The sequence below is a fragment of the Nocardia macrotermitis genome, from assembly GCF_009604405.1.
Taxonomy (GTDB): Bacteria; Actinomycetota; Actinomycetes; order Mycobacteriales; family Mycobacteriaceae; genus Nocardia; species Nocardia macrotermitis.
In genome coordinates, this window is the sequence record NZ_WEGK01000007.1 from 267,720 (window position 1) to 291,348 (window position 23,629).

At 65.7% G+C, this 23,629-nt stretch carries 24 protein-coding genes and 1 tRNA gene; 7 read left to right on the plus strand and 18 right to left on the minus strand.

Annotated elements, in window-relative coordinates:
• Window positions 1–182 precede the first annotated feature (182 nt).
• Window positions 183–611, plus strand: a complete 429-nt coding sequence (locus NRB20_RS18505) for an SRPBCC family protein (RefSeq protein ID WP_153411376.1) — start codon at window positions 183–185, stop codon at window positions 609–611.
• 103 nt (window positions 612–714) lie between these two features.
• Here NRB20_RS18505 and NRB20_RS18510 read toward each other — a convergent pair whose 3' ends face one another.
• The 4 genes from NRB20_RS18510 to NRB20_RS18530 all read right to left on the minus strand — a co-directional run bounded on the left by NRB20_RS18510 (window position 715) and on the right by NRB20_RS18530 (window position 4,958).
• Window positions 715–2,184, minus strand: coding sequence for a dihydrolipoyl dehydrogenase family protein (locus NRB20_RS18510; protein WP_153411377.1), 1,470 nt, complete (start codon window positions 2,182–2,184; stop codon window positions 715–717).
• A 193-nt stretch (window positions 2,185–2,377) separates the two neighbouring features.
• Entirely contained in the window at window positions 2,378–3,232 is an 855-nt protein-coding gene (locus tag NRB20_RS18520; protein ID WP_153411378.1) for an alpha/beta fold hydrolase, read from the minus strand.
• A gap of 109 nt (window positions 3,233–3,341) precedes the next feature.
• On the minus strand, window positions 3,342–4,412 hold the full coding sequence (locus tag NRB20_RS18525) for a fused (3R)-hydroxyacyl-ACP dehydratase subunits HadA/HadB (protein WP_319945081.1): 1,071 nt from the start codon (window positions 4,410–4,412) through the stop codon (window positions 3,342–3,344).
• A gap of 84 nt (window positions 4,413–4,496) precedes the next feature.
• On the minus strand, window positions 4,497–4,958 hold the full coding sequence (locus NRB20_RS18530; RefSeq protein WP_153411379.1) for a hypothetical protein: 462 nt from the start codon (window positions 4,956–4,958) through the stop codon (window positions 4,497–4,499).
• Between the two features lie 240 nt (window positions 4,959–5,198).
• Between NRB20_RS18530 and NRB20_RS18535 the strand changes: the two genes are divergently transcribed.
• Window positions 5,199–5,271: transfer RNA gene (locus NRB20_RS18535), tRNA-Asn, on the plus strand.
• 155 nt (window positions 5,272–5,426) lie between these two features.
• Here NRB20_RS18535 and NRB20_RS18540 read toward each other — a convergent pair.
• From NRB20_RS18540 to NRB20_RS18560, 5 genes are all read right to left on the minus strand, one after another.
• A complete protein-coding gene (locus tag NRB20_RS18540) occupies window positions 5,427–5,708 on the minus strand; it encodes a hypothetical protein (RefSeq protein ID WP_194289916.1) in 282 nt (93 codons plus the stop codon).
• Between the two features lie 185 nt (window positions 5,709–5,893).
• The gene (locus NRB20_RS18545) at window positions 5,894–7,213 is read right to left on the minus strand and encodes a helix-turn-helix domain-containing protein (RefSeq protein WP_153411380.1); all 1,320 of its coding nucleotides are present in this window, start codon (window positions 7,211–7,213) and stop codon (window positions 5,894–5,896) included.
• 44 nt (window positions 7,214–7,257) lie between these two features.
• Window positions 7,258–7,824: an RloB family protein gene (locus tag NRB20_RS18550; RefSeq protein ID WP_194289917.1), complete on the minus strand. Its 567-nt coding sequence runs from the start codon at window positions 7,822–7,824 to the stop codon at window positions 7,258–7,260.
• A gap of 46 nt (window positions 7,825–7,870) precedes the next feature.
• Window positions 7,871–9,229 carry an AAA family ATPase gene (locus tag NRB20_RS18555; RefSeq protein WP_153411382.1) on the minus strand — a complete coding sequence of 453 codons (1,359 nt, stop codon included), beginning with the start codon at window positions 9,227–9,229 and terminating at the stop codon, window positions 7,871–7,873.
• Window positions 9,230–9,577: 348 nt separating this feature from the next.
• Window positions 9,578–10,444: a LysR family transcriptional regulator gene (locus NRB20_RS18560; RefSeq protein WP_153411383.1), complete on the minus strand. Its 867-nt coding sequence runs from the start codon at window positions 10,442–10,444 to the stop codon at window positions 9,578–9,580.
• A 106-nt stretch (window positions 10,445–10,550) separates the two neighbouring features.
• On the opposite strand from NRB20_RS18560, the gene NRB20_RS18565 reads away from it, so the two are divergent.
• The 3 genes from NRB20_RS18565 (at window position 10,551) to NRB20_RS18575 (ending at window position 13,136) form a co-directional block, all read left to right on the plus strand.
• Entirely contained in the window at window positions 10,551–11,270 is a 720-nt protein-coding gene (locus NRB20_RS18565) for an SDR family oxidoreductase (RefSeq protein ID WP_153411384.1), read from the plus strand.
• A 66-nt stretch (window positions 11,271–11,336) separates the two neighbouring features.
• Window positions 11,337–12,599, plus strand: a complete 1,263-nt coding sequence (locus tag NRB20_RS39315; protein ID WP_153411385.1) for a PucR family transcriptional regulator — start codon at window positions 11,337–11,339, stop codon at window positions 12,597–12,599.
• A gap of 75 nt (window positions 12,600–12,674) precedes the next feature.
• A complete protein-coding gene (locus NRB20_RS18575) occupies window positions 12,675–13,136 on the plus strand; it encodes a PPOX class F420-dependent oxidoreductase (RefSeq protein ID WP_153411386.1) in 462 nt (153 codons plus the stop codon).
• Window positions 13,137–13,163: 27 nt separating this feature from the next.
• Here NRB20_RS18575 and NRB20_RS18580 read toward each other — a convergent pair whose 3' ends face one another.
• Genes NRB20_RS18580 through NRB20_RS18590 form a run of 3 tightly spaced genes read right to left on the minus strand, consistent with a single transcriptional unit; the run spans window position 13,164 to window position 15,612 of the window.
• A complete protein-coding gene (locus NRB20_RS18580; RefSeq protein WP_153411387.1) occupies window positions 13,164–13,484 on the minus strand; it encodes a helix-turn-helix transcriptional regulator in 321 nt (106 codons plus the stop codon).
• Window positions 13,481–13,849 (minus strand): type II toxin-antitoxin system RelE/ParE family toxin, encoded by a 369-nt coding sequence (locus NRB20_RS18585; protein ID WP_406603847.1) that lies wholly within the window; start codon window positions 13,847–13,849, stop codon window positions 13,481–13,483. The genes NRB20_RS18580 and NRB20_RS18585 overlap by 4 nt, the downstream gene beginning before the upstream one ends.
• Before the next feature lie 38 nt (window positions 13,850–13,887).
• Window positions 13,888–15,612, minus strand: a complete 1,725-nt coding sequence (locus NRB20_RS18590) for a cutinase family protein (protein WP_153411388.1) — start codon at window positions 15,610–15,612, stop codon at window positions 13,888–13,890.
• 259 nt (window positions 15,613–15,871) lie between these two features.
• Between NRB20_RS18590 and NRB20_RS18595 the strand changes: the two genes are divergently transcribed.
• Window positions 15,872–16,117, plus strand: a complete 246-nt coding sequence (locus tag NRB20_RS18595) for a hypothetical protein (protein ID WP_153411389.1) — start codon at window positions 15,872–15,874, stop codon at window positions 16,115–16,117.
• A gap of 141 nt (window positions 16,118–16,258) precedes the next feature.
• On the opposite strand, the gene dnaG is transcribed toward NRB20_RS18595, so the two are convergent.
• A complete protein-coding gene (dnaG, locus tag NRB20_RS18600) occupies window positions 16,259–18,187 on the minus strand; it encodes a DNA primase (RefSeq protein WP_319945082.1) in 1,929 nt (642 codons plus the stop codon).
• A 91-nt stretch (window positions 18,188–18,278) separates the two neighbouring features.
• Window positions 18,279–19,079, minus strand: a complete 801-nt coding sequence (locus NRB20_RS18605; RefSeq protein ID WP_153411390.1) for a DUF1707 SHOCT-like domain-containing protein — start codon at window positions 19,077–19,079, stop codon at window positions 18,279–18,281.
• A gap of 495 nt (window positions 19,080–19,574) precedes the next feature.
• On the opposite strand from NRB20_RS18605, the gene NRB20_RS39610 reads away from it, so the two are divergent.
• Window positions 19,575–20,003, plus strand: coding sequence for a hypothetical protein (locus NRB20_RS39610; protein WP_194289918.1), 429 nt, complete (start codon window positions 19,575–19,577; stop codon window positions 20,001–20,003).
• 116 nt (window positions 20,004–20,119) lie between these two features.
• Here the strand turns inward: NRB20_RS39610 and NRB20_RS18615 are convergent, their stop codons facing one another.
• From NRB20_RS18615 to NRB20_RS18630, 4 genes are all read right to left on the minus strand, one after another.
• Window positions 20,120–21,409, minus strand: a complete 1,290-nt coding sequence (locus NRB20_RS18615; protein WP_153411391.1) for a deoxyguanosinetriphosphate triphosphohydrolase — start codon at window positions 21,407–21,409, stop codon at window positions 20,120–20,122.
• A 16-nt stretch (window positions 21,410–21,425) separates the two neighbouring features.
• Complete coding sequence (locus tag NRB20_RS18620; protein ID WP_153411392.1) at window positions 21,426–22,118, minus strand: YdcF family protein; 693 nt, start codon at window positions 22,116–22,118, stop codon at window positions 21,426–21,428.
• A gap of 74 nt (window positions 22,119–22,192) precedes the next feature.
• Window positions 22,193–22,867, minus strand: a complete 675-nt coding sequence (locus NRB20_RS18625) for an MBL fold metallo-hydrolase (RefSeq protein WP_319945083.1) — start codon at window positions 22,865–22,867, stop codon at window positions 22,193–22,195.
• Window positions 22,868–23,015: 148 nt separating this feature from the next.
• Complete coding sequence (locus NRB20_RS18630) at window positions 23,016–23,621, minus strand: response regulator transcription factor (protein WP_319945116.1); 606 nt, start codon at window positions 23,619–23,621, stop codon at window positions 23,016–23,018.
• Between the last annotated feature and the right edge of the window lie 8 nt (window positions 23,622–23,629).

The following is a 23,629-nucleotide window of genomic DNA, read 5'->3' on the forward strand; positions in this document are numbered from 1 at the left end:
TACGTCATCGCAGCGTCATCCGACGGATGTGACGCGACCCCCGGATCGGCGATGCTCGATATGCGGCCGCACCGGTTCCCGAACCACCCGGTCGCACTCCCATCGACCGGCCGTCGACTTCCCCCCACACGGCGGCCGGTCGAGCTCGCCACATCCACCTGCTCGATTGCTAGGAGCACCGCATGACCACGGTCCGTTTCCATCTCATCTCGGCCCTGTCGCCAGCCGAGGTGATGAACGTGCTGACCGATTTCGGCCCCACCCGCACCGAGGTGTGGCCCACGATCGACGACGAGCACTTCATCGTCCACAGTCGCGGCGAGGGGTGGGCCGAGGTCACCGAGGGCACCGAGGCCGCTTGGGAACGCGCCCGCTACGACTGGGATCCCGCGGGCGACACGGTCACCGTCACCACCCTGGATTCGAAGGTTTTCGGTCCCGGCGGTGGCTGGGTGTTCCGCACAACGGCCGAACCCGAGGGCACGCGTGTCGACGTCGAGTTGACTCGTAATCCGGCGGCGGTCAAGGGCAAGCTGATCGCCGCCCTGCTTCCCCTGATCGGCCCGGCCACGTTGCGCAAGGGTCTGCGGGAACCGTTGCAGGCCAAGTAATCACGTGCAGAGGGCCGGTAGCGACGACATCTCGTCACTACCGGCCCGACGTGCGTTCGAAATCGGGTGAGCGAACCGCAGCTCCGCTCACCCGACCCGAAAACTATTCACTCCCAGCGGATTCGGCCTGCTGATCCCGATAGGTCTCCAACAGCCGCAACCAGATCTCACTGATCGTCGGAAACGACGGCACCGCATGCCACAGCCGATCGATGGTGACCTCACCGGTGATCGCGATCGTCGCCGAATGCAGCAGTTCGGCCACGCCCCCGCCCGCGAAGGTCGCGCCCACGATCGTGCGACGCTCCGGATCGATCAGAATCCGCGCTCTACCAACATATTTCGGATCATGCTGAATCGCCCCGGCGACATGACCGATCTCGTAGTCGACCACATCGACCGTGCGCCCGGCCCGCGCGGCGTCCTCGGTGCCGAGCCCGACCGCGGCGACCTCCGGATCGGTGAACACCACCTGCGGCACCGCCAGCTGATCCGCGGTGCCGACGCTGCGGCCCCAGGTCTCGGTGTCCAGCGCGATTCCGGCCGCCCGATCCGCGATGACGCCGCCCACGATCCGCGCCTGATATTTCCCCTGATGGGTAAGCAGCGCACGATGATTCACGTCGCCGACCGCGTACAACCAATCACCGTCGACGTCGGTGGCGGTGAACGTGTCGTCGGTGCTGATCCACGTGCCGGGCTTCAGGCCGATGGTGTCGAGCCCGATGTCCTCGGTGCGCGGCGAGCGCCCGGTCGCGAACAGCAGTTCGTCCGCGACGATCAGGCTGCCGTCGGCGAGCGTCACGTGGACCTCGCCGTCGGGCCCGTCCGGACGTTCGGCGGCCGCGATCCCCGACTCGAACCGCAGGTCGACCCCCGCGCTGCGCAACCGGTCCGCGACCATCTCCGAGGCGAACGATTCCACCCGCCCCAGCAGCCCGGACCCGCGCGCGACGAGCGTGACCCGTGTCCCGAGCGCCTGCCAGGCCGTGGCCATCTCGACCGCGACCACACCCGCGCCGAGGATCACCAGCCGTCCCGGCACCTGTTCGGCGCTGGTCGCCTCCCGGCTCGTCCAGTACCGCAGCTCGTCCAGTCCGGGCAGCGGCGGCAGCGAGGCGCTGGTACCGGTGCACACCGCCACGGCGTGCCGCGCGGTCAACTCGACGGTCCCGCCCTCGGGCGTCGCAACCGTCACCCGACGCGGCCCGGCGAGCCTGCCGTGCCCGCGCACCAGCGTGATCCCGGCCGAGGCGACCCAGTCCACCTGGCCCTTGTCATCCCAATCCGAGACCATGTAGTCGCGATGCCGCAGCACCGCCGCCGTATCGATCGGCCCGGTGACCGCGGCGCCCACCCCGGGAAACCGCGACGCCTCGCCGTACAGCAGCACCGGCCGCAGCAGCGCCTTGCTGGGTTCGCAAGCCCAGTAGGAACATTCGCCGCCGACCAGTTCGGATTCGACGATCACGGTACTCAGCCCGGCGGCAACGGTCCGGTCCGCGACATTCTCACCGACCGGGCCCGCGCCCAGCACGATGACGTCGTAGGTGTTGTTGTTCTCGTCTGTCATGCCAGTACTTCCGATCGTGGGGTCAGCGGCCGGGTGCTCGTTCCGTAACCTCTTGCGGGAACCGACCATTCCCGTCGGGGTCCCGGAACGCGGCGTGGGAACCGTAGCGCGCCCGCTTCGGGTGCCCCCGACGACACGCTCGACGGTACCGGCGCGGGGGAAGACGCCGGTACCGCCGTGGAACGGCCGGGAATCAGCGGGTCGCCTTCGCGGCCTGCTCGATGACGTCCGCGACCGTGTCCGGGTGCGAGACCGCGACCGAATGCGAGGCGGCGACCTCGGTGACGTGCGAATGCGCCCGCTGCGCCATGAACCGCTGCGCCGCCACCGGGATGTTCTTGTCCTGCGTGGTGATCACATCCCAGCTGGGCTTCTCGGACCAGGCCGCGACGGTGGCCTTCTCCTCCAGGGCGGACTGCGCGACGGGGCGCTGCGTGACCGCCATCAGCGCGGCCGTGTCGGCGGGGACGTCGGCGGCGAACTGGTCGCGGAATTTGTCCGGTTTGATGTAGAGATCGGTGCCGGCGCTGCCGTCGACGTTGGTGAACGGCGCCGGATCCAGGGCGGCGGGCAGGGTGGAGCCCGGGTACTTGTTGGTCAGCCCCAGCGCGGTCTCGCCGGGCGCGGGCAGGAACGCCGCCACGTAGACCAGGGCCTTGACCTGGGGACTTCCGGCTCCGGCCGCACTGATCACCGAACCGCCGTAGGAGTGGCCGACCAGGATCACCGGGCCGTTCACGCGATTGATCAGCGCCCGCAACGTGGTCGCGTCACCGGCCGGACCGCGCAACGGGTCGGCCGCGGCGATCACCGGATAGTTGTCCTTGCGCAACCGGTCGATGACGCCGCTCCAGCTGGACGCGTCGGCGAAGGCACCGTGCTCCAGGATGACGGTCGGCTTGACGCCACCGTCCTGGGCGGGCGCGGCGTTGCTCGACGTGCCGCCCGCGCAGGCCACCGCGAGGGTGCCGACAACCGCGCTCGCCGCGAGTGCGGTCACCGCGCGGTTCACCCGCCGCAGATAGCCCTGTCCGATGATGTCGCCCATGTGGATTCGCCCTTCGAGAAGTGGGTGCAGGTGGAACGTGTCCACTGTGGTTGCACCGACTTCCCGGGCGCATCCGTCAAGCGACGGCGCCGACGACGTACGTCATCGATCAGCCCTGTGCGAGACGGACTTTCACCAGTGTGCGGTGTCCGAAGATGCGGCGGCCGTCGCAACTGGCGTTCATCGCGATCACCGCGATCCCGGTGTCCGGATCCAGCGCTCTGACCGTACCGCCGAAGGTGATGGTCGCGCCGAGCACCGGCCGCACGTAGACCGGACTCGCGAACCGGACCGAGTATTCCTGCACCGCACTCGGATCGCGCAGCCAGGAGGTGATGTATCCGGCGCCCAGCCCCATGGTCAGAATGCCGTGCGCGACAACGGTTTCCAGTCCGACCAGGGTGGCGAAATCGTCACTCCAGTGGATCGGATTGCCGTCGCCGGAGACACCGGCGTAGTTCACCAGATCGCCGCGGCTCAGGCGCACGGTCCGGGACGGCAACTCGTCGCCGACCCGCACCTCGCCGATTCGACGGCCACGCGGTGTGGGTGGTTCGACGGCCACGACCTGTTTGGGGCCGGACGTCCGCAGGGGTGCCACCGGACGGCGGCGATTCGTGCGATCGGGCACGATGCTCGACATGTCGTGGGCGACCAGGCTGCGCGCGGCGGTCGAGAGCCTTTCGGCGGCCTCGCCCTGTTGCCCCAGGAACAGGGTGGTGAGCGAGGTGTGCACGAGTTCGTCGCGCTGATTGGAGACCCGGTTCGCCAGCACCATCATGTCGCGCCCGCGCACCTGATGAAACGAGTCCAACGAAACGTCGCAGGTCAAGCAATCACCGGCCGCGATCGGGCGATGAAAGAGCAGTACCTGATCGGTCTGAATCAACCGGCTCAGGTCGTATCCGGCGGCGATCCGCTCGAGCAGTTTGAGCTGCGCCTGCATACCCATCGGTGAGACGAATGTCAGCGGTGCCAGCAATCCCCCTGCCCCCGAAGCGAACTCGTCGCTCTCGTCGTGATGTGCGGGATGGTAGTCCTGAACGGCCTTGGCGTATTCCCGAATCTTCTCCCTGCCGACCACATAGTGATCCTCGGTGATGTAGTGATGGCCAACCATTGCCGTCGCATGCGCGGCCGGGTCCGGTGCGGGTGACTCCAGAGTCGCTAGATGCTCCACATAGCTAACATACGGCAAATATTTCTGGGCGAGCGGCCGACCCGCACGGCCCCATCGATGAAATCGACGGGGCCGCCGCACATCTCAGCTCGCGGTGATCATCTCGTAGTAGGACCACGAGTGCCCCTTGGACTGACACGACACACTGCCGTGGAAGCCTTCGGCACAGGTCGCCCCGGCGTAGGTGATGCTCGGACCCCACATGTCGTGTCCGGTCGCGAGGGTCGAGATATCCGGATTTCCACCGGATCGCGTGTACACCGCGCCCGCCGCGAAGCCCGGATGCGCTGGCGCCCAAGGCACATCGATCACGACCTGACTCACGCGGAACGGCAGCATCAGATTTCCGCCGCCGATCTTCATCGACATCATCTTGGCCGAGGTGTCACACCCGACCGAACCGTCCGGGGAGATCGCGCACTGGAACGACCCCGAATTCATCGAGAAATACACCGGCCCGTCGGCCTGCGCCGCCGTGGTGAACAGCAGCGGAGCCAACGCACCGGCCGCACACGCGGGCACCGCCGCCTTGATCCGACGTTTCATACGTACTCCCTCCGCACAGTGAACTCGAACAACACGAGACCCTCGGCTACCGCAGAGCCAACCGCCCCGCCACACCGAAACCCCGCAGAGACCCCGCCGACCCTACCCAGCCCCCCACACTCCCCGCAGCACTTCCCCCACCCCCACCACAAACCCCCAGGTAGAGCCACGATTTGGGCTCCCACCCAGCAATACGCTAAAGTTTCTCCTCGGTCGCCCGATACGGACGACCAGGAGCAATCCCCTATAGCTCAATTGGCAGAGCAGCCGACTGTTAATCGGCAGGTTTCTGGTTCGAGTCCAGATGGGGGAGCAGCAACCGGGGTAATGCTACGGCATCACCCCGGTTTTTTCTTTGTTCCGGAGTCGAGCCAGCCCCGCACGCTCACTCCCGCCAGGACAACGCCCACACGATCACCGCAAGCGGTAGACCAGTTGCGATCAGTAGGCCGAATATCACCTCAGCGCTCATCCGTGTCGCTGCGGGGTCAGATCTGCCCAACGTGCGAAACTCAGTCGCGGACAAACGGATTCGACAGATGATATCGACATGACCGCATTCAGGGTCAGGGCGTCGAGGTGGTCGGGCGACGGAATTATCACCGCGTCTATATCAGCTGCGCGAACCTGGTCGGCGATCGGGATCACCGAATCGTCGGGCGGCCAGATTACCGCGTAGCCGAGATGTCTTGCGAGACGGCAGATTTGCGCGCGATGCCAACGTTGCGCATCGCTGTTCGGGTCGATCACGCCAAGTGCCGTCGGATTCCGTCGCACCTTCGCCTCCCTCTACCGCCGAATGGAAGGTTTCGGCGGCGGGGGCAGTTGCGAAACAATGTAGAAAGTTGGGTCGCCCGCTCACCCCGACGCCGAAACCGTTGTCGACGTTATGGGCTGGGGCACAACGTATTTGTCCTCGAAGGACAAACTGGATCTCAGTTGGATCTCGGTCCGGACTCCGGCGCTATACCCAGCCTCCACGCCAGCCCCCGCAGGTCGCGGCCACCGGCGTCACGACGCGCCGCACGGAGATGATCTGCCACCGCTTCCCGGGTGAAGACGTCCGCGTGAACACGTTGCGGGGCAAGTGATTCGGCGTGCAGTAGCACGTGAATACCCTCATCGCGGCGGTGCGTATCGGTGAGCAGCGCCCGCCCGACCTCCATGTAGAACTCAGCTTGCCGCGAAGTGGACGGCAGGGCAGCAACATTCACCGATCGCGCCTGCTCCGCGACCGGCACACCATCTCCGAGTTCGTTGCCGATGGTTGCGCGCCAGACCCCCACATTCGGGCGGCCGAACCACAATCGGCCGAACGTACCCACCTCGGTATCGAGCCTGTTCGCTATCGCAGTCGCCTCATCGAGGTGCGTTGTAGCGGTGTCACGGTCGGCCTGAACGGCGCATGCCAAGGCCGCAGAGAGATGCAACATTCCGGCCACTTGCACGACCTCGAGATCGTCCATGTGCGGACCGAGTTCGTCGACACATCGCATGGCCCGCCGATACTGCTCAGGGCGCGACAATCCGCCTGCCGCGTCGCCGCGCAACCATGCGGTGAAGCCCTTCCACGCCGGAGCACCCAGCATCTCCGCGCACGCCTGAGCGGCACGGGACGCGAGTAGCGGCAGACCACGACCACCAATGCGTTTGGTCGTCCACATCGCGGAGGAATAGCACCGGATCATGCCCCGCAGAGCATCCTGGCGACGGTCCGGAACACGGGCGTAGACCGCATGCAATTCGCCGAGAAGTCCGGGCATCAGCGCCGCCTGGGCGGCATAGTCCGAGGTACCTTGCGACAACTCGCCGAGACGGACCAGATCAGCGGCAATCAGCGGCCACTCACGCATCTCACATTCCGGATCTTCGCCGAGTTCGTATGCGTCCAAGGCATTTTCGACAGCGACCAGACCGCCGTGCGCAGCTTCCCCAGGAGCGCTGGACATCTGCCAGGGTGCGGGTGAGAACTCTTCCGGCGATACCCGCAACGCTCGCGCGAGCGCTTCGAGAGTGTGCCGGTTCTCCAGCGGCTTCTCCCCGCGCTCGAGCTTGCCGAGATAGCCGTAGCTGATACCGGCCAACCCGGCGGTCACCTCGAGCGACTGGCCGCGCCACGCGCGAATCTCACGAAGCCTATGGCCGATCTCGTTCGGCGGAATCTCGATCATCGGTCTCTCCTGCCATGCGGAGCTGTCCTCCACAGGGTAGACACCACAGTTTTCGCGCACATGAAGTTGCGGGCGGCGGATCACCGGATCATGGCCTTTGCACCAACTGGTCGAGCCCGAGAAGGCGATCAGTTGGTTTCGGAGTCCCGGGTCAGCGTGTCCACCAGTTGCCAAAGAGTCGTCGAAGGGTTCCGCAGAGGGGCCTCACCGCATGCCCTTGCCCGATCTGCCGCCTTCTGCACGTACGGGGAAAAGTCGGTGAAATCCAGGGCGTTCGGATCGAATCTCGGTAGATGTCGCCGCAGCCGTTCCAGGGCCTTGTGCTTGCCGTCTATAGCCGAATCACATTTCTCGAAGTGCAGTATCAACCAGGCTTCGAAGCAAGGGTTCGAGATGAGCAGCCTTACACCGTCACACTGCTCATGCAAGGCTTGCGCTATATCGAACTGATCTTTGTCGGATACGGCGTAGACAAAGTCTATCCCGCCCTCGAGAATCATCGCATTCGCCTTCTTCACCAGCGATACTGGTGCACCATTGACGAATTTCACCCTTCTACACACGACTGCCGCCGACTGCGCATACTCGGACACGAGCGACTTGAGGTACGAGAGCTCCGTCTGTCTACCATTCGTTATGATTTGAATGGTCGTATCCGACTGTCTGTTCGAAGTACGCCGCTTCAGTTCGGTCACTCGACCCTGATTCGGTCGCACGGGGCGGCGATGCTGGTTGTTGCTCCTACGATTCGACATCGTCGTCCGCTCGCAGAGATGCCGCGGTGGTCAGCATGTCGGCGGAGATCTCCGGCACGGCACCGTAACTTCCGTTCAGATAGCGACGCTCGCGGTTCTCACCGCCTTTTCGGGGTTTGAATTCGGCAAGGGAGTAGAGCAGCGACCGGCCGTCGTCCGCCTTTTCGGTGAACCAAACCTCATCCCTGTTGAGCACTTCCTCGCCCCCCAGACTGCCCAGAAGTGTTGCATCATGGCTCGTAAATATCAGTTGTGGTACCCGCGAACCACGGTGCGACTCCCGGAAAATGCTGATTAGACTGGCCGAAATCAATGGATGCAGGCTGGCATCGATTTCATCGACAACGAGCAGGCTGCCACGATTGATCGATCGGACGGCGTCCGCTCCGAGATCCAAGATCTGTTGCGTTCCGCGCGACTCGTCCGACAATTCCATGAACATTCCGTCTTCGGCACCCTTGTGGCGAAATATCAACCGATCCCGGCCCGCTTCGCGCATTGCCATGGCTTGGGAGTATTTCCCGGCAGCTTCCAGCTCCACGGCAGCATCACGAGCTTCTCGACTTCCCACGATGACATCGATCCCGGCGATTCCGAAATCCGCAACGCGAAGAAGCTCCTCCATCTGATGGCGATAATAATCATCTTGAAACGACTGAAGGTTTCTCGTGCCCGAAATTCGAACGAAAGGCCTGGTTGCACCGTACGTACCGCGACGAATCCTCATACGATTGAACCAGAGATACGTCCGATGCAACAAATCATCCACCGCAGGCTGCTCGCGACGATTTTGCATTTTGAATCGAGCAGCGGTAGCAAGAAACAAAGCGGTAGATGCGGTTATATCGGAAACGGCATGCAAGTCCTTCCGATTCTTGTAGTCGGCTCCCCAATTGAAATCATCCCCTGTTCTCTCGAATACGACAGCCATGCGGCCGTCATTCTTGTACCGCTCGGTTCGGGAATATTGATACAGCCACTCCTCGAGCACTCCCTTGTCGTCGATGGTCACCCCGTAGGTGACTCGCTCACCGGACAGCAGCAGGTCCACGACGTAACGGGACGGTTCGAGCATTGCCTCACGCACCAGCCGGAAGGTATCGCGACGTAGCCCGACACCCGGCTCGACATCACGGTCCGACTGGAGAACCAGGTGCTGCATGTACATGAGCGCGTCGATGACATTGCTCTTCCCCGATGCGTTGGCGCCGAAGATCCCGACGATCGACACCGGACGCAGCCCTCCCTCCTGATCGTCACGACCAGAGGGGTAGACGGGCATCAGGTTGAGCTGTTGCTCGTCACGGAACGAACGATGATTACCGAAGCGGAAACTCTGCAACATCTGGACTCACCCTGCCTCCATCCGACTATTCACCCTTATATTCGCAATTTTCCCACAGGCCAGCCTACCGAAAGTGCCCCGCATCACACCAGCTGCGACAAGGGTGCGGACGGCGCTCGCCCGCACTCCGCCTCAGCACATGCGATCGCCGACGCGGACGCACTCACCTACCTGGTCATAGCCAGGAGATTCACGTGAAGCTTTGGGGTGCAACATATTCCGATGCACCAACAGACCTATCGAACAGGGAGCCAGAATGCGCCGGACCTTCCGCAAGAGCGGCTCAGACAGTGTCTGCGTCTGGGATCGGGCAGGCCGAGGCGCACCGGTCACTCATGGCGCCCCTCATTACGGCGCAGTTATCCGGGCGGCGGTGAGGAAATCCTCGACCAGAAGGGATTTGCGGGATTCGGCGACGGCCAGGCAGGCCTGGTCGGGGGGTAGTTCGGGGATCGGGACGTAGCTGATGTCGGGGCGGGAGTAGAAGGCGGTGGCGGAGTGAGGCAGGAAGGAGATGCCTCGGCCTGCTGCTACGTGTTCGAGTTTTTCCTCTACGCCGCGTACGAAGTGGCCGGAGGTGGGGTGGGGGTGGCGAGTGGGTTGGGTGTGTGGGTCGACGTGCCAGATCAGGGGCTCGCCTGCCAGGTCGGACTCGGTTACCTGGTCCTTGCCGGCCAGGCGGTGGTCGGCGGGCAGGACCACGACGCGGGGTTCGGTGAAGAGTGGGATGACGCGTAGGCCCGTCGCGTCGATCGGCAGCCGGACGTAGGCGACGTCGACGGTGCCGTCGAGCACCATCTGGGCCTGGTCGTCCCACTCCAGCCGTTGGACGTCGACGATCACGTCCGGATGTTCGAGCCCGAAGGCGCGCACCGCGGATGTCACCACGATGCCCATCCGGAAACCCACCACCAACCGGCGACTCCCCCGCGCCGCGACGGCCACCCGCCCACGAACAGCGTGTGCGGAGGCCAGCAGCGGCCGAGCGTCGTCGAGCAACTGCTTCCCCGCATCGGTCAGCACCACACCGTGACTGTCCCTGACGAACAGTGACGCGCCGAGATCCTTTTCCAGAGAACGGATCTGGCGACTCAGCACGGGTTGCGCGATATGCAGATCCTCGGCGGCCCGCCCGAAATGGAGCCGCTCGGCCACCGCCACGAAGTACCGCAACTTACGCAGATCCAGATCCACGGCGACCTCCCGTTCCGGCAATGCCCCCAGGGTATCGCCGACGCCGAAAGAGGTCTTGGACAGCCCTTTCGACCAGCGGCATCGTAGGAAATGTCCTACCGCGCAACAAGGAAAGAAGACGGACGAGATGACTCTCGAAGACAAGCGTGTGGTACTGCTCGGCGGCACCGCCGGTATCGGTCTGGCCACCGCGCAGGCGGCGGCGGACGCGGGTGCGCAGGTGGTGGTCGTCTCCAGCAATCCGGACAACGTGGCCAAGGCGCTCACGCTGCTACCCGCGAGTGCGCAGGGCGAAATCGCGGATCTGACAACGGAATCCGAGATCGAGAAGTTGTTCACGAAGGTGAGCGCGTTCGACCACCTCGTCTACACGGCCGGTGAATCGCTGAGCCTGTTTCCGCTCCAGGATACGGAAGTCGCTGCGGCGCAACGCTTCTTCCAGATCCGCTACTGGGGCGCCTACACCAGCGTGAAATATGCTGTGCCGCATATCAATACCGGTGGCTCGATCGTATTGTCCAGCGGCGGAGCCGTACAGCGGCCGATGCCGGGCTGGACCGTGGCCGCGAGCATCCTGGGCGCGATCGAGGCGCTGTGCCGGGCACTGGCCGTGGAACTGGCGCCGATCCGGGTGAACGCCGTGCGCCCCGGCCTGGTCCGCACCGACCTGTGGCGGGAATTCCCGGCCGAAGTGCGCGAGGAACTGTTCCGCACCCACGGTGGCACCCTGCCGGTCGGCCGCGTCGGCGAGGCCGCTGACCTGGCCCGCAGCTACCTGCACCTGATGGAACAGGACTATGCGACCGGCAGCATCCTGACCGTCGACGGCGGCGGCGTACTCGTGTGAACGACGGGCCGGTGCGGCCGAACGACCCACCGCACCGGCATTTCGGCCGGGCTAGAATAGCCGGTTGTGCATGGTCGTAAACCGCATCCCGTCATCGTCGAGCTGGCCGCCACTGTGCGCCGGGGCCTCGAGGAAATGATCGACGAGCTGGTGGAACTCACCAAAGCGCAGATCGACCTCTACAAAGACGACTCGGTGGTCCCGAGGCCGATGTTGCGGGCCAATCTGTACCGCAACATCGAACGCATGCTGGACCACGTCCAGTACGACCTTCCCGTCGATGTATCGCCCGCGCAGCGCACCGGTCGCGAACGGGCGGCCATGGGGGTGCCGCTACCTGAATTACTGCGCGCCTACACATTGGGTTTTTCCCTGCTGTGGAGCCGACTGGTGGACGCGGCCCGCGCCGCGGGCGATACCGCGACCCAGGTGGTGATCGACTCGGCCGCGGACCTGTGGCTGCTGAATCTCGAATACGCGACGGCCCTGACCGAGGCCTACCGGGACCAGATGGCCGTACTCATGGTGGCGGAGGATCGCCGACGATCCGCTCTGGTCGCGACGCTCTTGAACGGCAACGGCGGCGACCAGCAGACGGCATGGGAGATCTCGCAGACTCTGGGACTGCCCTTCGAGGGAGCTTTCCTGGTTGTCGTCACCGAGACGACACCGATCGCCGACAGCTCGAACGCCCATCTGGAGGACATCCTGCGCCGCCGCGGGACGGCGTCGGCGTGGCGATCGCAGCCCGATCGTGAGATCGGCATCATCCATCGGGGCAGCGGCCAATCCCTCACCGAGATTCTCGAGGTCCTGACCACGACAGCGGCCGCTCGGGTCGGAGTGAGCCCCGAGTTCGAACGACTCGACATGACTTCGCGGGCGGCTCGTTTCGCCCGTACCGCCCTGGAGACGATGCCGGCCGGAACCGTCGGCGTGAATCAGATCTCCGACACCCCGATCAGCACGCTCGTCATCGGAAACCTGGACTCGGCAAGGCAATTCGTCTGGCGCATCCTCGGCGGAGTACTCACCCTGCCCGACGACGAACGCAGTACCTACCTCGCGACCGCCAGCGCCTGGCTGGACGCGGACGGCTCGGCCGCGCAGGCGGCAAGCCTCCTGTACTGCCACGAGAACACCGTCCGCTACCGCATGCGCCGGCTCGAGGAGCGGCTGGGCGGGTCGCTGTCCAGCCCGGCGCGGCTCGCCGAATTCGTCGCCGCGCTGCAAGCGATCGATGCGTTCCCCGATCTGGCCTCACGACCGGCCGACGACCCCGCAGCCGGCCGCACGGGCGCGAGCCGCACATCCGGTAAGGCGGACTGAGCCCGGATTATCGCCGTGACTCGCGGTGAACTCTCAGGAGAACCTTCAAGCCGAACCATCGAGGAGAATCACCGTATGCCCCGTATCGCTACCGCTGATCGTGTGGAATTGGCTGCGCTGCTGGAATTTCTGCGGCCTCGGCATCGGGGGGTGCTGGTCACCTCGCGGGCCGATGGGAGTCCGCAGATGTCGCCGGTGACCTGCGGGGTCGATGGTGAGGGGCGGATCGTGGTGTCGACGTATCCGGCGCGGGCCAAGACCGTCAACGCGCGGCGGAATCCGCAGGTGTCGATCTGCGTGGTGTCCGATGCGTGGAACGACGCGTACGTCCAGGTCGACGGGCGGGCCGAGGTGCTGGACATGCCCGAGGCGTTGGACGGGCTGGTCGACTACTTCCGCTGCATCTCCGGCGAGCATCCCGACTGGGACGAGTATCGCGAGGCGATGGCCAAGCAGAACAAATCCCTGATCCGCATCCACATCGAACGCTGGGGTCCGGTCGCCACCGGTGGATTCCCGCCGCCGCAGGATTCCTGACCGGTCACGCCGGGGCGTCGATGCGGATTATGCTGCCGGATTCGCAGGCATCCTCAGCAGATGACCACCGATGTCGGCCAGCAGTTCGAGTGTGCCCCCAAGAGCCGCCACATAAGCCGCAATGGCCTCCACCGTGGCAACCTCGCCTCGCTCGATCTGCGAGACCCGCCCCGGGGTAACGCCCATGATCTCCGCGAGCCCAGCCTGCGTGAAGTTCAGCCTCTTACGCTCTTCGGCCAGCTGATACCCCCACTGCTCGGCCATGATCGCACCGCGCCTCCGCGCAGCCTCGTCAATGCCGACCCGTTTACGGTATGCGTCTCTGTCCCATTTGCTGAAACTGCTCATACCTCACCTTCCTCCGCCGCGCGTTCCTTCACGTATATCTCATACAGCATCTCAGCCTCCGGAATCGCATGCCGATACCACGACTTCCACTCACCAGTCTTATCCCCACCCACCAAAAGGATTGCCGATCTCCATGGATCGAAGACGAACAGGACTCGGATCATGGTTTGCCGCGGCCTCAACTCTTTGAGGTTGGCGAGCTTCGATCCCACAAGCGTATCGACCAACGGCCGCCCCAGCGTCGGACCGTACTCGGCCAACAGATCGACCGCAGCATCGACATTTGCGGCGGCATCAGGATCGTGGCACCGCAGTTGATCCATCCATGCCGCAACCTCATCGGTTTGGTAGATGTCCCACTCCACAGCGCAACTATAGCATTTGCTATATAGTTAGCGCGCAGTCAGTGCGCGTCCGTTGTCGCAGATTCCTTCGGTTGAGCCGTCGGGGTGGTTGTGGCGGTTTTATTCGGTGTTGTTGTCGCAGTGTGGGTTTCGGTCGGTGACACGGTTGTCGGCTTCGGGGTCTCCGGGGTTCGGGCGACTTCGGAAGCCTTGGGATCAGTGGTGGCTGTGGTGGCGGTCGGCGAGGTTGTCTCCAGGGTCTGAGCGACCTCCGATGCCTTGGGTTTCGTGGTCGTCGGAACCGGGGTGGTCGTGGTGGTCGTCGACGTGGTGGTGGTCGGGGGCGACGTGGTCGTCGGCGCGGACCGGGTTTCGGCGGCGGCCTTGTACGCGGCCTGGACGTCGGTCGCGGTGGGCGTGGACGTGGTGTCGATCTGCTTGCCCGCCTGGGCCTGCTGGGCGAGGTGGGTGAGCCAGGCGGCGGCGTATTCGGCGGAGGTCAGCGGCTTTCCGTCGGCGGCGTTCGAATCGCGCCAGTAGTCGAAGTGGTGGCCGGTGCCGTTCGGGCCGAGGGTGAGCTTGTAGGGGTCGCTCAGGATGACCGGGATGGTGTTCTGATTGGTCACGATCAGGCCGACGACCTCGTTGAGCACCTTCTGCGGGAGGTAGGCCAGCGGCGCCAGCTGATCGGTCGAGATCGATTGCGCCGGAGCGGGATCCGCCTGCTGCGTACCGGGCTTGTAACCGGGCTCGGACACCTTCAGCAGCACCTGGAGCAGAGTTTCGTTGCTCGCCATCCAATTCGGCGTGGACTCGATGTACTGGAAGGCGTTGAAGCCGATGCGGGCCAGCACGGTCGCGACGTCCTGCCCGGTCGCGGGGGTGAGACCTTTGGCCTGCAACGCGTCCACGTTCAGCTGCCGCCCGACGTTCGCCGCCAATTGCAGCAGCGAGATATTCTGCGGCGCAGCGCAAGTCAGATCGCCCTCCGAGCAGAACGAGGCGATCTTGCCGTTGAGCGAACCGAAATCACCGCTGTTGTCGGGCATCGCGCCCTGACCGGAGACCGGCGTGGTGCCGTTCTGATACTTCTGATCGAAGCCGTCGGGGTTGCTGTAGGGATTCTGCGCGCCGGGGAACGGACCGTCGCCCGCGGTGCGGCCCGAATCGGCGAGGATGACCACACCGGTCACCTTGGACGGGTCGACGATGGCGTAGGAGCCGTCCTTCGCGGGTTCCTGATGCCCGACCTGGGTCGCCACCCGGCGCACCACGTCCGCGCCCTCGCTGTAGCCGACGATGGCGAATTTCGTTGCGGGGCAGGCCTGTTTGATCTGCTGCATCACCTTCTCGGTGTTGGCGACGCCCGCGTTCACCGCGTCCTCGTAGCTGTTCATGTTCGCGGGGTAGGCGATGTAGACCGCGGCGTACGAGCCCTTGTCGACCTTGCCGTCGGGCGCGTTCACCACCGGGTCGACCCACTGGCTGTGGTAGTCGTCCGACAGCGCGGCGGGCAACTCCTTGCCGTCCGCGCCGAGCAGCAGTTTCGTCGTACTCGCCGACGGGCTGTCGTTGCGCCCGGCCACCGAGATGGTGACCATGTCGTGGCAGTCGGTGACCGACGACACCAGCCGGGGCGCGGCCGTGCGCGGACCCGAGTCCGGCAGTACCGCCACAGCGACGGCGACCGCGCCGCCCAGGAGTACGGGCGCGGCGATCGCCGCCGTAATACGGTGGCGCACAACGAATTCGCTCTTGCGCGCCCAGAATTCACGAGATGACATGCCCGATCCCCATTCCGAAGTGACGAGTGGAGGAACCGGCCTCCCCGAGGACCATGTGCCATACGGAACGTCGTCACGGCGGCCGCGGACGTTACGGATTCGGACAACCGGTCGCTGCGCGGATGCCACGATTCCTGTCGTACCCCTGTGGCATCGTGTGGTTCGCGCGCACACCCCCGATGCGATGCCGGATCGACAGCCGAGCCGGATGTCGGGCAGGATGTACGCGCGGACAGGCAACTGGAGGGAGCGCGAGCACATGCTGCGGATGATCATCGGTATAGCGGCCGGATACATACTCGGTGCGAAGGCCGGGCGGGTCCGCTACGAGCAGATCAGCAAGACCACGCGCGCCATCGCCGGGAGCCCCGTGACTCGCAAGCTCGTCCAGGTCAGCCGTCAGAAGCTGTCCGACAAGCTCAGCACGCAACCGAAGCTGGAGCCGATGGAGCCGATCGACGAGCGCACCACGGTTCTGGTGCCGCACGATCAGTTGCGCGGCTGAGCCTCAGCAAGCAGCGGCGAGCGGCCCCTGGAGGACGCGGATCGGTGGACGCCGGACCACACCAGGATCCACCGGGCGCTGATATTTCGCTCGAGAGCCACCGAAGTTGACGCGCGCTGGTCGACTGCCGCCGACGACCCCTCAGTTGCCGACGAAGTCGCCCGAGTTCCCGATCGCCTGAGCCTGCAAGCTCCGGCGGTACTGCTCGAGCGCGACCAGATCGCCGAACAACGCCATGTACGCCTCGGACTGTTCGGTCGAGGAGATACGTTGCAGCTTCGACTTCAGCTCCGCGACCTGACGGCCCACCCACGCCTCCTGGGTGCGTGCGAGCACGCCGGTGATGAAGCGCTGGACGTCGTCGATCGATTTGATCGGCAGCGGCAGCGCGGCCAATTCGGAAACCAGCGCGCGCAGGGTGAGATCGTCGGTGTGATCCGCGACTCGGGCCACCCATTCGGCGCCACCGAGCCCGAGAGCGGTCCCCCCGGCCTCGCTGATCGCGGACCGCACCGCGACGTAGGTGGGATGAGTGAACGCCTCCGCCTCGATCGCGTCGAACGCCGGACCGGCCAGCGCCGGATATTGCAGCGCGACGGCCAGGGCGTGGCGTTGCGGTAGCAGCGTGGGATCGTTCGGATTCAACGGCGCCGCAGCACGTTCCGCCGCGGGCTGCGCCGGAGCCTCCGCACCCGCCCGCCGCGCCGGAGTGGCGGATCCGTTGCCCTGCGTGCGATTACGCCGCGCCTCGTCACCGACCCGGCGCACCACCATCTGAATGTCGTCCCAGCCGATCCACCCCGCCAGCCGGGTCGCATACGCCTTGCGGGAGGCGTTGTCGGTGATCTGCGCGACCACCGGCACCGTGCGCCGCAACGCCTCGACCTGCCCCTGCGCGGAGTCCAGATCGTATTGCGCGAGATAGCCCTTCACGATGAACTCGAACAGCGGGATCCGGCGCGCGACCAGATCCTTCAACGCCGCGTCACCCGAATGCTGGCGCAGCTCGCACGGATCCTGCCCGTCGGGCGCGATGGCGATATAGGTCTGCATGGCGATCTTCTGATCACCCGCGAACGCCTTCTGCGCGGCGGCCAGACCGGCCTCGTCGCCGTCGAAGGTGTAGATGAACTCACCGCTCATCCAGGTGTCGTCCATCAGCAGCCGGCGCAGCAGCGACAGATGTTCACTGCCGAAGGCGGTACCGCACGACGCCACCGCCGTTTTCACCCCGGCCATGTGCATCGCCATCACATCGGTGTAGCCCTCCACGACCACCACCTGACGCCCCTTGGCGATCTCCCGCTTGGCGTGGTCGAGGCCGAACAGCACCTGAGACTTCTTGTACAGCAACGTTTCCGAGGTGTTGATGTACTTCGCGGTCATCTGATCGTCGTCGAACAACCGCCGCGCGCCGAACCCGATCACCTCGCCGCCGAGATTGCGGATCGGCCACAGCAGCCGCCGGTGGAAGCGGTCGATCGGCCCGCGCCGACCCGGCTTGGACAGCCCGGCCGCCTCGAGCTCCGGAACGGTGAATCCCTTGCGCAGCAAGTGTTTCGTGAGGGTGTCCCAGCCGCCGGGCGCGTAACCGCAACCGAACTGCTGCCAGGCCGCGGCATCGAACTGCCTGTCCGTCAGGTAGTTTCGCGCCGTCTGCGCCTCGGACTCGCGCAACTGCCCGATGTAGAACTCGTGCGCCGCCGCGTTGGCCGCGACCAGCCGCGACCGGGTGCCGCGATCACGCTGCACCGAGGTCCCGCCGCCCTCGTAGTTGATCTTGTAGCCGATCCGGTCCGCCATCTGCTCGACGGCCTCGACGAATCCGACATGTTCCATCTTCTGCAGGAAGGCGAACACGTCGCCGCCCTCACCGCACCCGAAGCAGTGGAACAGCCCGTGATTGGGCCGCACATGGAACGACGGCGACTTCTCGTCGTGGAACGGGCACAACCCCTTGAGCGAATCCGCTCCCGCCCGCTTCAGCGCGACGTACTCCCCCACGACATCCTCGATGCGAACCCGCTCACGAATTGCCGCGATATCGCGATCAGGAAGTCTACCGGCCACGGGTCACGAGTCTAGCTTCCCCGCGATCCCGCGACTTCAGCGTGCTCGGCGGAGGCGGTTCAGCGGAGGCGGTTGTGTTGTTTCCAGTAACTCAGCAGGCCCGCCGAACTGTTGGGGCCGGAGGCGAAGTAGACGCCGAGGACATCCTGCTGGGTCGCGGCCATTCGAGGGTCGGGACCACGGCGGTGCCGTTGGACATCGTGCACTCGTATCGCCCTGCGGCATAAGGGTTGTCGAGAGCGCCGTCGGCGCAGGCGGTGTGCGCGGCCGATCGACGGTCCTCGTCGTAGCCCTGCTGCAAGGTCTCGGCGTCGGGGTAGAGGAAGAACGCGGCCTCCAGGTGACCGGAGTACGGGTCACAGTGCAACGCCGCCGCCTCGCCCTGCTGCGGGTCCTTGTGGTAGCAATCGGACTGGTCGTAGCCGGTGGGGAGGTGTTGCATCAGCGCGGCGTCGTCCGGGGTGAAGTTCGCGCGCGGGCTGGCCGAGGCCGCGACGGTGCCGGGCGTGTACGAGGCGTTCGCCGATCTGCGCGGAGTCGTCCCGCCGTCCGGTAGCAGCATCATCACGATGGCGAAGACGCAGACGACGACCGCGATCGCGACACCGGCGATGATCCGTCCGCGATTCGTCCGGGGGCTCGGCGGGGCCGGGGTCGCGGCAACCGGTTCCGGGGGCAGGTCGGAGAGGGCATGCGGGACCTGTAGATCGTCGAGCAGGCCGTACAACTCCCCGCGCGTCTTGGCCTTCCCCGTGGCTTCCAGACGGACGTGATACTCCGCATTGTCGAGTTCGCCGTCGGCATAGGCGTTGTCCAGCGCGGTACCCGCCATGGATCGGTCGAGATCATTGGCACGCAGACGGGAATCGTTCCGCGGTCGTTCAGCAGACACCACATCATCGTGGCAGCCGGACGGGTCCAGCGGTAGATGCTTCGTGACGGAATCCGCGACATCCCGGAAACGGCTGAGCCGGTCGTCAGGGTGGCGCGCTGGGAGATGCGCTGCCGTCCGACGACCGGCTCGGTCGGGGTCACGGGGGTGGGATCAGTGGTGGCCGCCGCCGCCCTGGAACCAGCTCTGGCCGAAGTTGCCGAAATTGCTGACGAAGGGGTGGAAGAAGTCGGTGAAGGGCTGCCAGATGCTGTGGAACATGGTGTTACCTTTCGGTCGGGAATCGGGAATCGGCGTTTTTGCTCGATTCGCACTGCCGAGATCTACTTTCGACGATCCGGATTAGCGGACCGTTGGTTTGAACTGTCAGCTTTCTGAGTGACGTGGCTCATGCGATATCGGATATACAGCTCACACACAGCGCGGACACGTATCCGACCCATTTTTCGCGACCACCATGACCGTATCGACCTGAACATGGAGAAAGGTTTCGCGATGGGGCTCTTGATTCTGCTCGCGCTCGCGGTGGGCGCCGGATTTCTGATCGCCTCGATGACCAAGCGGTCACGGGCGACGGGGCCGCAGCCCATGCCGTACATGCAGCAGCCGATGCAGTACGTGGACGCGTCTCCGGCACAGAACCGGGTGGTCATCGACGGTAACGAATACGTCGGCGCGAATCAGCGGGGCGCGGCGACGCCGTACTACTTCGGCGGCGGCACGGTCGGCGGACGCGCGGTGTCGCCCGGTTGGTACAGCACGCCGTGGTGGAAGACCGCGCTGGTCGCCGGTGCGGCCGGGGTGGGTGGTGCGTTGTTGGCCGATACCCTCCTGGACGGATTCGGCCATCACCACATGGGCGGATTCGGTGAGATGGGCGGACATGGGTTCGGCGGGGATATGGGCGGTCCAGGATTCTTCTGATCCGTGCGGTTCCGGGAATTACCGATGAGCGACTCGTAGATTTACGAGTCGCTCATCACATATATGACCACGGAATCTGCGTCAGCACGATAATCCCGTCAATTCAATGCCGATAACTACCCGATTGCCGTCGCGATTCTTTCGAGGCGGCTCTCGGTGTACGAGGCGATCTGATCGACGACGACGCGAACACGGGAAGCGTCGTCGTCGGCCGCATTCCACCAGGGCAGCAGGACCGGGTCCAGGGTGTTCGGGGCGGTGGCCAGCAGGTGATCGGCGACCAGCCGGATCCGTTCCCGTTGCGCCGCTTGACGTTTGTTGTGTTCCGGATCGGACATCACATAGCGCAGCGCGACCGTTTTGAGCATGGCCACCTCGGCGGCGACGATCGGCGGCACCTCCAGATCCGCGGCATAACGCGAGAGGCGGCGTCCGCCCCAGGCATCGCGGGTCGCGACGACGGCGGCGGTGGCGAAGCGGCCGACCAGATCGCTGGTGAGGCGTTTCAAGGCGACCGAGGCGCGCAGCGTGGCGTCGTACCCGGCGGCCTCGGCGATCACCGGCAGTTCGGACAGGCGTTGCGCGGCGGCGACCAGATCGGCGATCGACAGGTCGCGGTGTTGGGCGTGACCGAGTTCGGCCAGCGCGCGCTGCTCGGCGGGATCGGCGAGGGCGCGCAGGTCGATCCGGCCCGCGATCACCCCGTCCTCGACGTCGTGCACCGAGTAGGCGACGTCATCGGACCAGTCCATCACCTGTGATTCCAGGCACTGCCGACGCGGCGGCGCATCGCGCCGGACCCACTCCAGGCGATCCGCGTCCTCGGCGTAGGCGCCGAACTTGCGAACCGAATCCGTTCTGCCCCAAGGGTATTTGATCGTCGCGTCCAGTGCGGCGCGGGTCAGGTTGAGGCCGGAACTCTCCCCGTCGGGGCCGAACACCTTGGGTTCGAGCCGGGTCAGGATGCGCAGATTCTGCGCGTTGCCCTCGAAACCGCCGAAGGCCGAGGCGAATTCGTCCAGCGCACGCTCACCGTTGTGGCCGTACGGCGGATGTCCGATGTCGTGCGCGAGCCCGGCCAGATCCACCACGTCGGGATCACAGCCGAGTTCCTCGGCGATGCTGCGGCCGATCTGGGCGACCTCCAGCGAATGGGTGAGCCGGGTGCGCGGGGTGTCGCCGTCGCGCGGGCCCATGACCTGCGTCTTGTCCGCGAGACGACGCAGCGCGGCCGAATGCAGTACCCGGGCGCGGTCGCGGGCGAAATCGCTGCGCCGCTCGGCAACCGGAGACCAGCTCAGGCCCGCGCTCTTCGCCGACTCGGTCACCATACGTTCGTGATCGTCCGCGGTGTATGCCTGCGCGTCGCCGCGCTCGGTGGAGCCGAACGGGTAGCCGCCGGTCATCAGATCTCCTCGAAAATCACTGCTCCGCAGTGTATTTGAAGTCCGCGGGGAAGTGGGTCAGCTTGTACCAGAGCAGGGCCGCGGTCTCCCGGGCGATGCCGTGGAACTGCGATTCGCGGGTGTAGACCGCCGGGCCGGTGCGGGTGGGCGCGGTCCACGCGTCGAGTCCCGCGTCGCGCGCCATGGTCCGGGTGCGCATCGAATGCCACGGGTCGCTGACCAGCACCACCGACGTCAGATCCCGCGAGCGCATGGCGGCGGCGACCGCGTCGATACTCTCCAGGGTGTCGGACCCGGTCTCGACCGCAAGCACGGCCTCGGCCGGAATACCGTGCTCGGTCAGATACATCTTGCCCGCCGCGGCCTCGGTGTACTCGTCCCCGGGGCGTTTGCCGCCGACCGTGATCACCAGTGGCGCAACACCTTTCCCGAAAAGCCGGTACGCCTGACCCAGCCGCGCCTGGAACACCGAGGACGGCGTGCCGTCGTACTGCGCGGCGCCGAGCACCAGGATCGCGTCGCCGTGCGTGTAGTCGTCGATCCGCGCGACCTGCCACACCCGCACCGCCGTCCCGCCGACGAGTACCAGCGCGGCCAGCAGACTGCCCACGATCACGCGACGCGCCCAGCGCCCCACCGCACCTCGGCGCGGGCGGGTGGTCTGCCGGACGGCGGGCGATGGTGCGGGACGAGTCGGGGCCCAGGACATTCCACGAGTGTGCCAGGGCTCGATCACGCCGAGGTTGCGGCTCCAGCTTCGGCCGCCGCTTCACTCCGGCGGGTTCACCAGCCTCGTTCACGCCATTCGCCCAGATGCGGACGCTCGGCGCCGAGCGTGGTGTCGTCACCGTGACCCGGGTAGACGATCGTCTCGTCGGGAAAACGATCGAACAGCTTCGTGGTCACATCGCCGTAGAGCGAATCGAAATCCGCCGGAGTAGTGGTGCGCCCCACACCACCGGGGAACAGCGAGTCGCCGGTGAACAGGTGCACCTGCCCCGCACCGTCGGTCAGCACCAGCGCCACCGAACCCGGTGTGTGCCCGCGCAGATGGACCGCCCCGAGCGTCAACTCGCCCACCTGGACGGTGTCGCCCTCAGCGAGCAGCCGATCGGGGGTGACCGGCAACGGTTCGGCGTCGAGTTCGTGTGCGGCGGTGGCGGCGGAGGTGCCCGCGACCACCTTCTCCAACCCGAACCAGTGGTCCGCGTGCTGATGAGTGGTGATGATCAACTCGAGCCGCCCCGCGGCCTGCTGACCGATCAACTCGAGCAGCCGCTCGGGCTCGTTCGCCGCATCGATCAGCAGGCTCGACCCGGTCGCGGTGTCCTGCACCAGATACGCGTTGTTGTCCATCTGTCCCACGGACATCTTGACGATGCGCGCACCCGGCACCGCGCGCTGCTGCGGGTTCGATCCCGGCGAGACATGGCCCGTGTATGCGTCCAACGTAATCACGACTCGATCGTAACCACGACCACCGACAACCGCGCTCGATGCACAGCTCGGCCGGCGTCCGCGGATCGTTCCGGGTTCAGCCCAGCCGGGTTCGATCGTGCGGACCGTCAGCTCGCGGGCGGAACGTGCGCGCCAACCAGCCCTGGCTCTACAACCAGCCCTGGCTCTCGGCGGCGCGGATCGCCTCGGCGCGGGTGCGGGTGCCGGTCTTGCCGATGGCGGCGGACAGGTGGTTGCGGACCGTGCCCTCGGACAGGTGCAGGCGGGCGGCGATCGCGCCCGCGGTGGAACCGTCGGACGCGGCGGACAGGACCTCGCGTTCGCGGGCGGTCAGAGGGGAGATGCCCGAGGTGAGGGTTTCGGTGGCCAGCGCGGGGTCCACCACGCGCAGGCCGAGATGGACGCGGCGCACGGCGTCGGCCAATTCCCTTGCGGGCGTGTCCTTCACGACGAATCCGCTGGCTCCCGCATCGATCGCGCGACGCAGATATCCCGGACGGCCGAACGTGGTGACCATCAGGATGCGTATCTCCGGACGACTGGCATGCAACTGCGCGGCGACCGAAATACCATCCGCCCCGGGCATTTCCACATCCAGTAACACCACGTCGGGTGAGCTGCGTTCGACCGCGTCGAGCACCTCGTCACCCCGGCCGACCTCGGCGACCACCTCGAGGTCGGATTCGAGCCCGAGCAGCGCCGCGAGCGCACCGCGCACCAGGGCCTGATCGTCGGCCAGCAGCAGCCGGATCACCGCGGCCA

Bases quoted from the DNA above. Each gene is read 5' to 3' on its own strand.
- NRB20_RS18590 (WP_153411388.1), bottom strand. From the start codon at position 15,612: ATGTCATCTCGTGAATTCTGGGCGCGCAAGAGCGAATTCGTTGTGCGC.
- NRB20_RS18615 (WP_153411391.1), bottom strand. From the start codon at position 21,409: ATGACCGGCGGCTACCCGTTCGGCTCCACCGAGCGCGGCGACGCGCAG.
- NRB20_RS18575 (WP_153411386.1), top strand. From the start codon at position 12,675: ATGCCCCGTATCGCTACCGCTGATCGTGTGGAATTGGCTGCGCTGCTG.
- NRB20_RS18510 (WP_153411377.1), bottom strand. From the start codon at position 2,184: ATGACAGACGAGAACAACAACACCTACGACGTCATCGTGCTGGGCGCG.
- NRB20_RS18530 (WP_153411379.1), bottom strand. From the start codon at position 4,958: ATGAAACGTCGGATCAAGGCGGCGGTGCCCGCGTGTGCGGCCGGTGCG.
- NRB20_RS18505 (WP_153411376.1), top strand. From the start codon at position 183: ATGACCACGGTCCGTTTCCATCTCATCTCGGCCCTGTCGCCAGCCGAG.
- NRB20_RS18620 (WP_153411392.1), bottom strand. From the start codon at position 22,118: ATGTCCTGGGCCCCGACTCGTCCCGCACCATCGCCCGCCGTCCGGCAG.
- NRB20_RS18565 (WP_153411384.1), top strand. From the start codon at position 10,551: ATGACTCTCGAAGACAAGCGTGTGGTACTGCTCGGCGGCACCGCCGGT.
- NRB20_RS18555 (WP_153411382.1), bottom strand. From the start codon at position 9,229: ATGTTGCAGAGTTTCCGCTTCGGTAATCATCGTTCGTTCCGTGACGAG.
- NRB20_RS18580 (WP_153411387.1), bottom strand. From the start codon at position 13,484: ATGAGCAGTTTCAGCAAATGGGACAGAGACGCATACCGTAAACGGGTC.
- NRB20_RS18520 (WP_153411378.1), bottom strand. From the start codon at position 3,232: ATGGGCGACATCATCGGACAGGGCTATCTGCGGCGGGTGAACCGCGCG.
- NRB20_RS39610 (WP_194289918.1), top strand. From the start codon at position 19,575: ATGGGGCTCTTGATTCTGCTCGCGCTCGCGGTGGGCGCCGGATTTCTG.
- NRB20_RS18595 (WP_153411389.1), top strand. From the start codon at position 15,872: ATGCTGCGGATGATCATCGGTATAGCGGCCGGATACATACTCGGTGCG.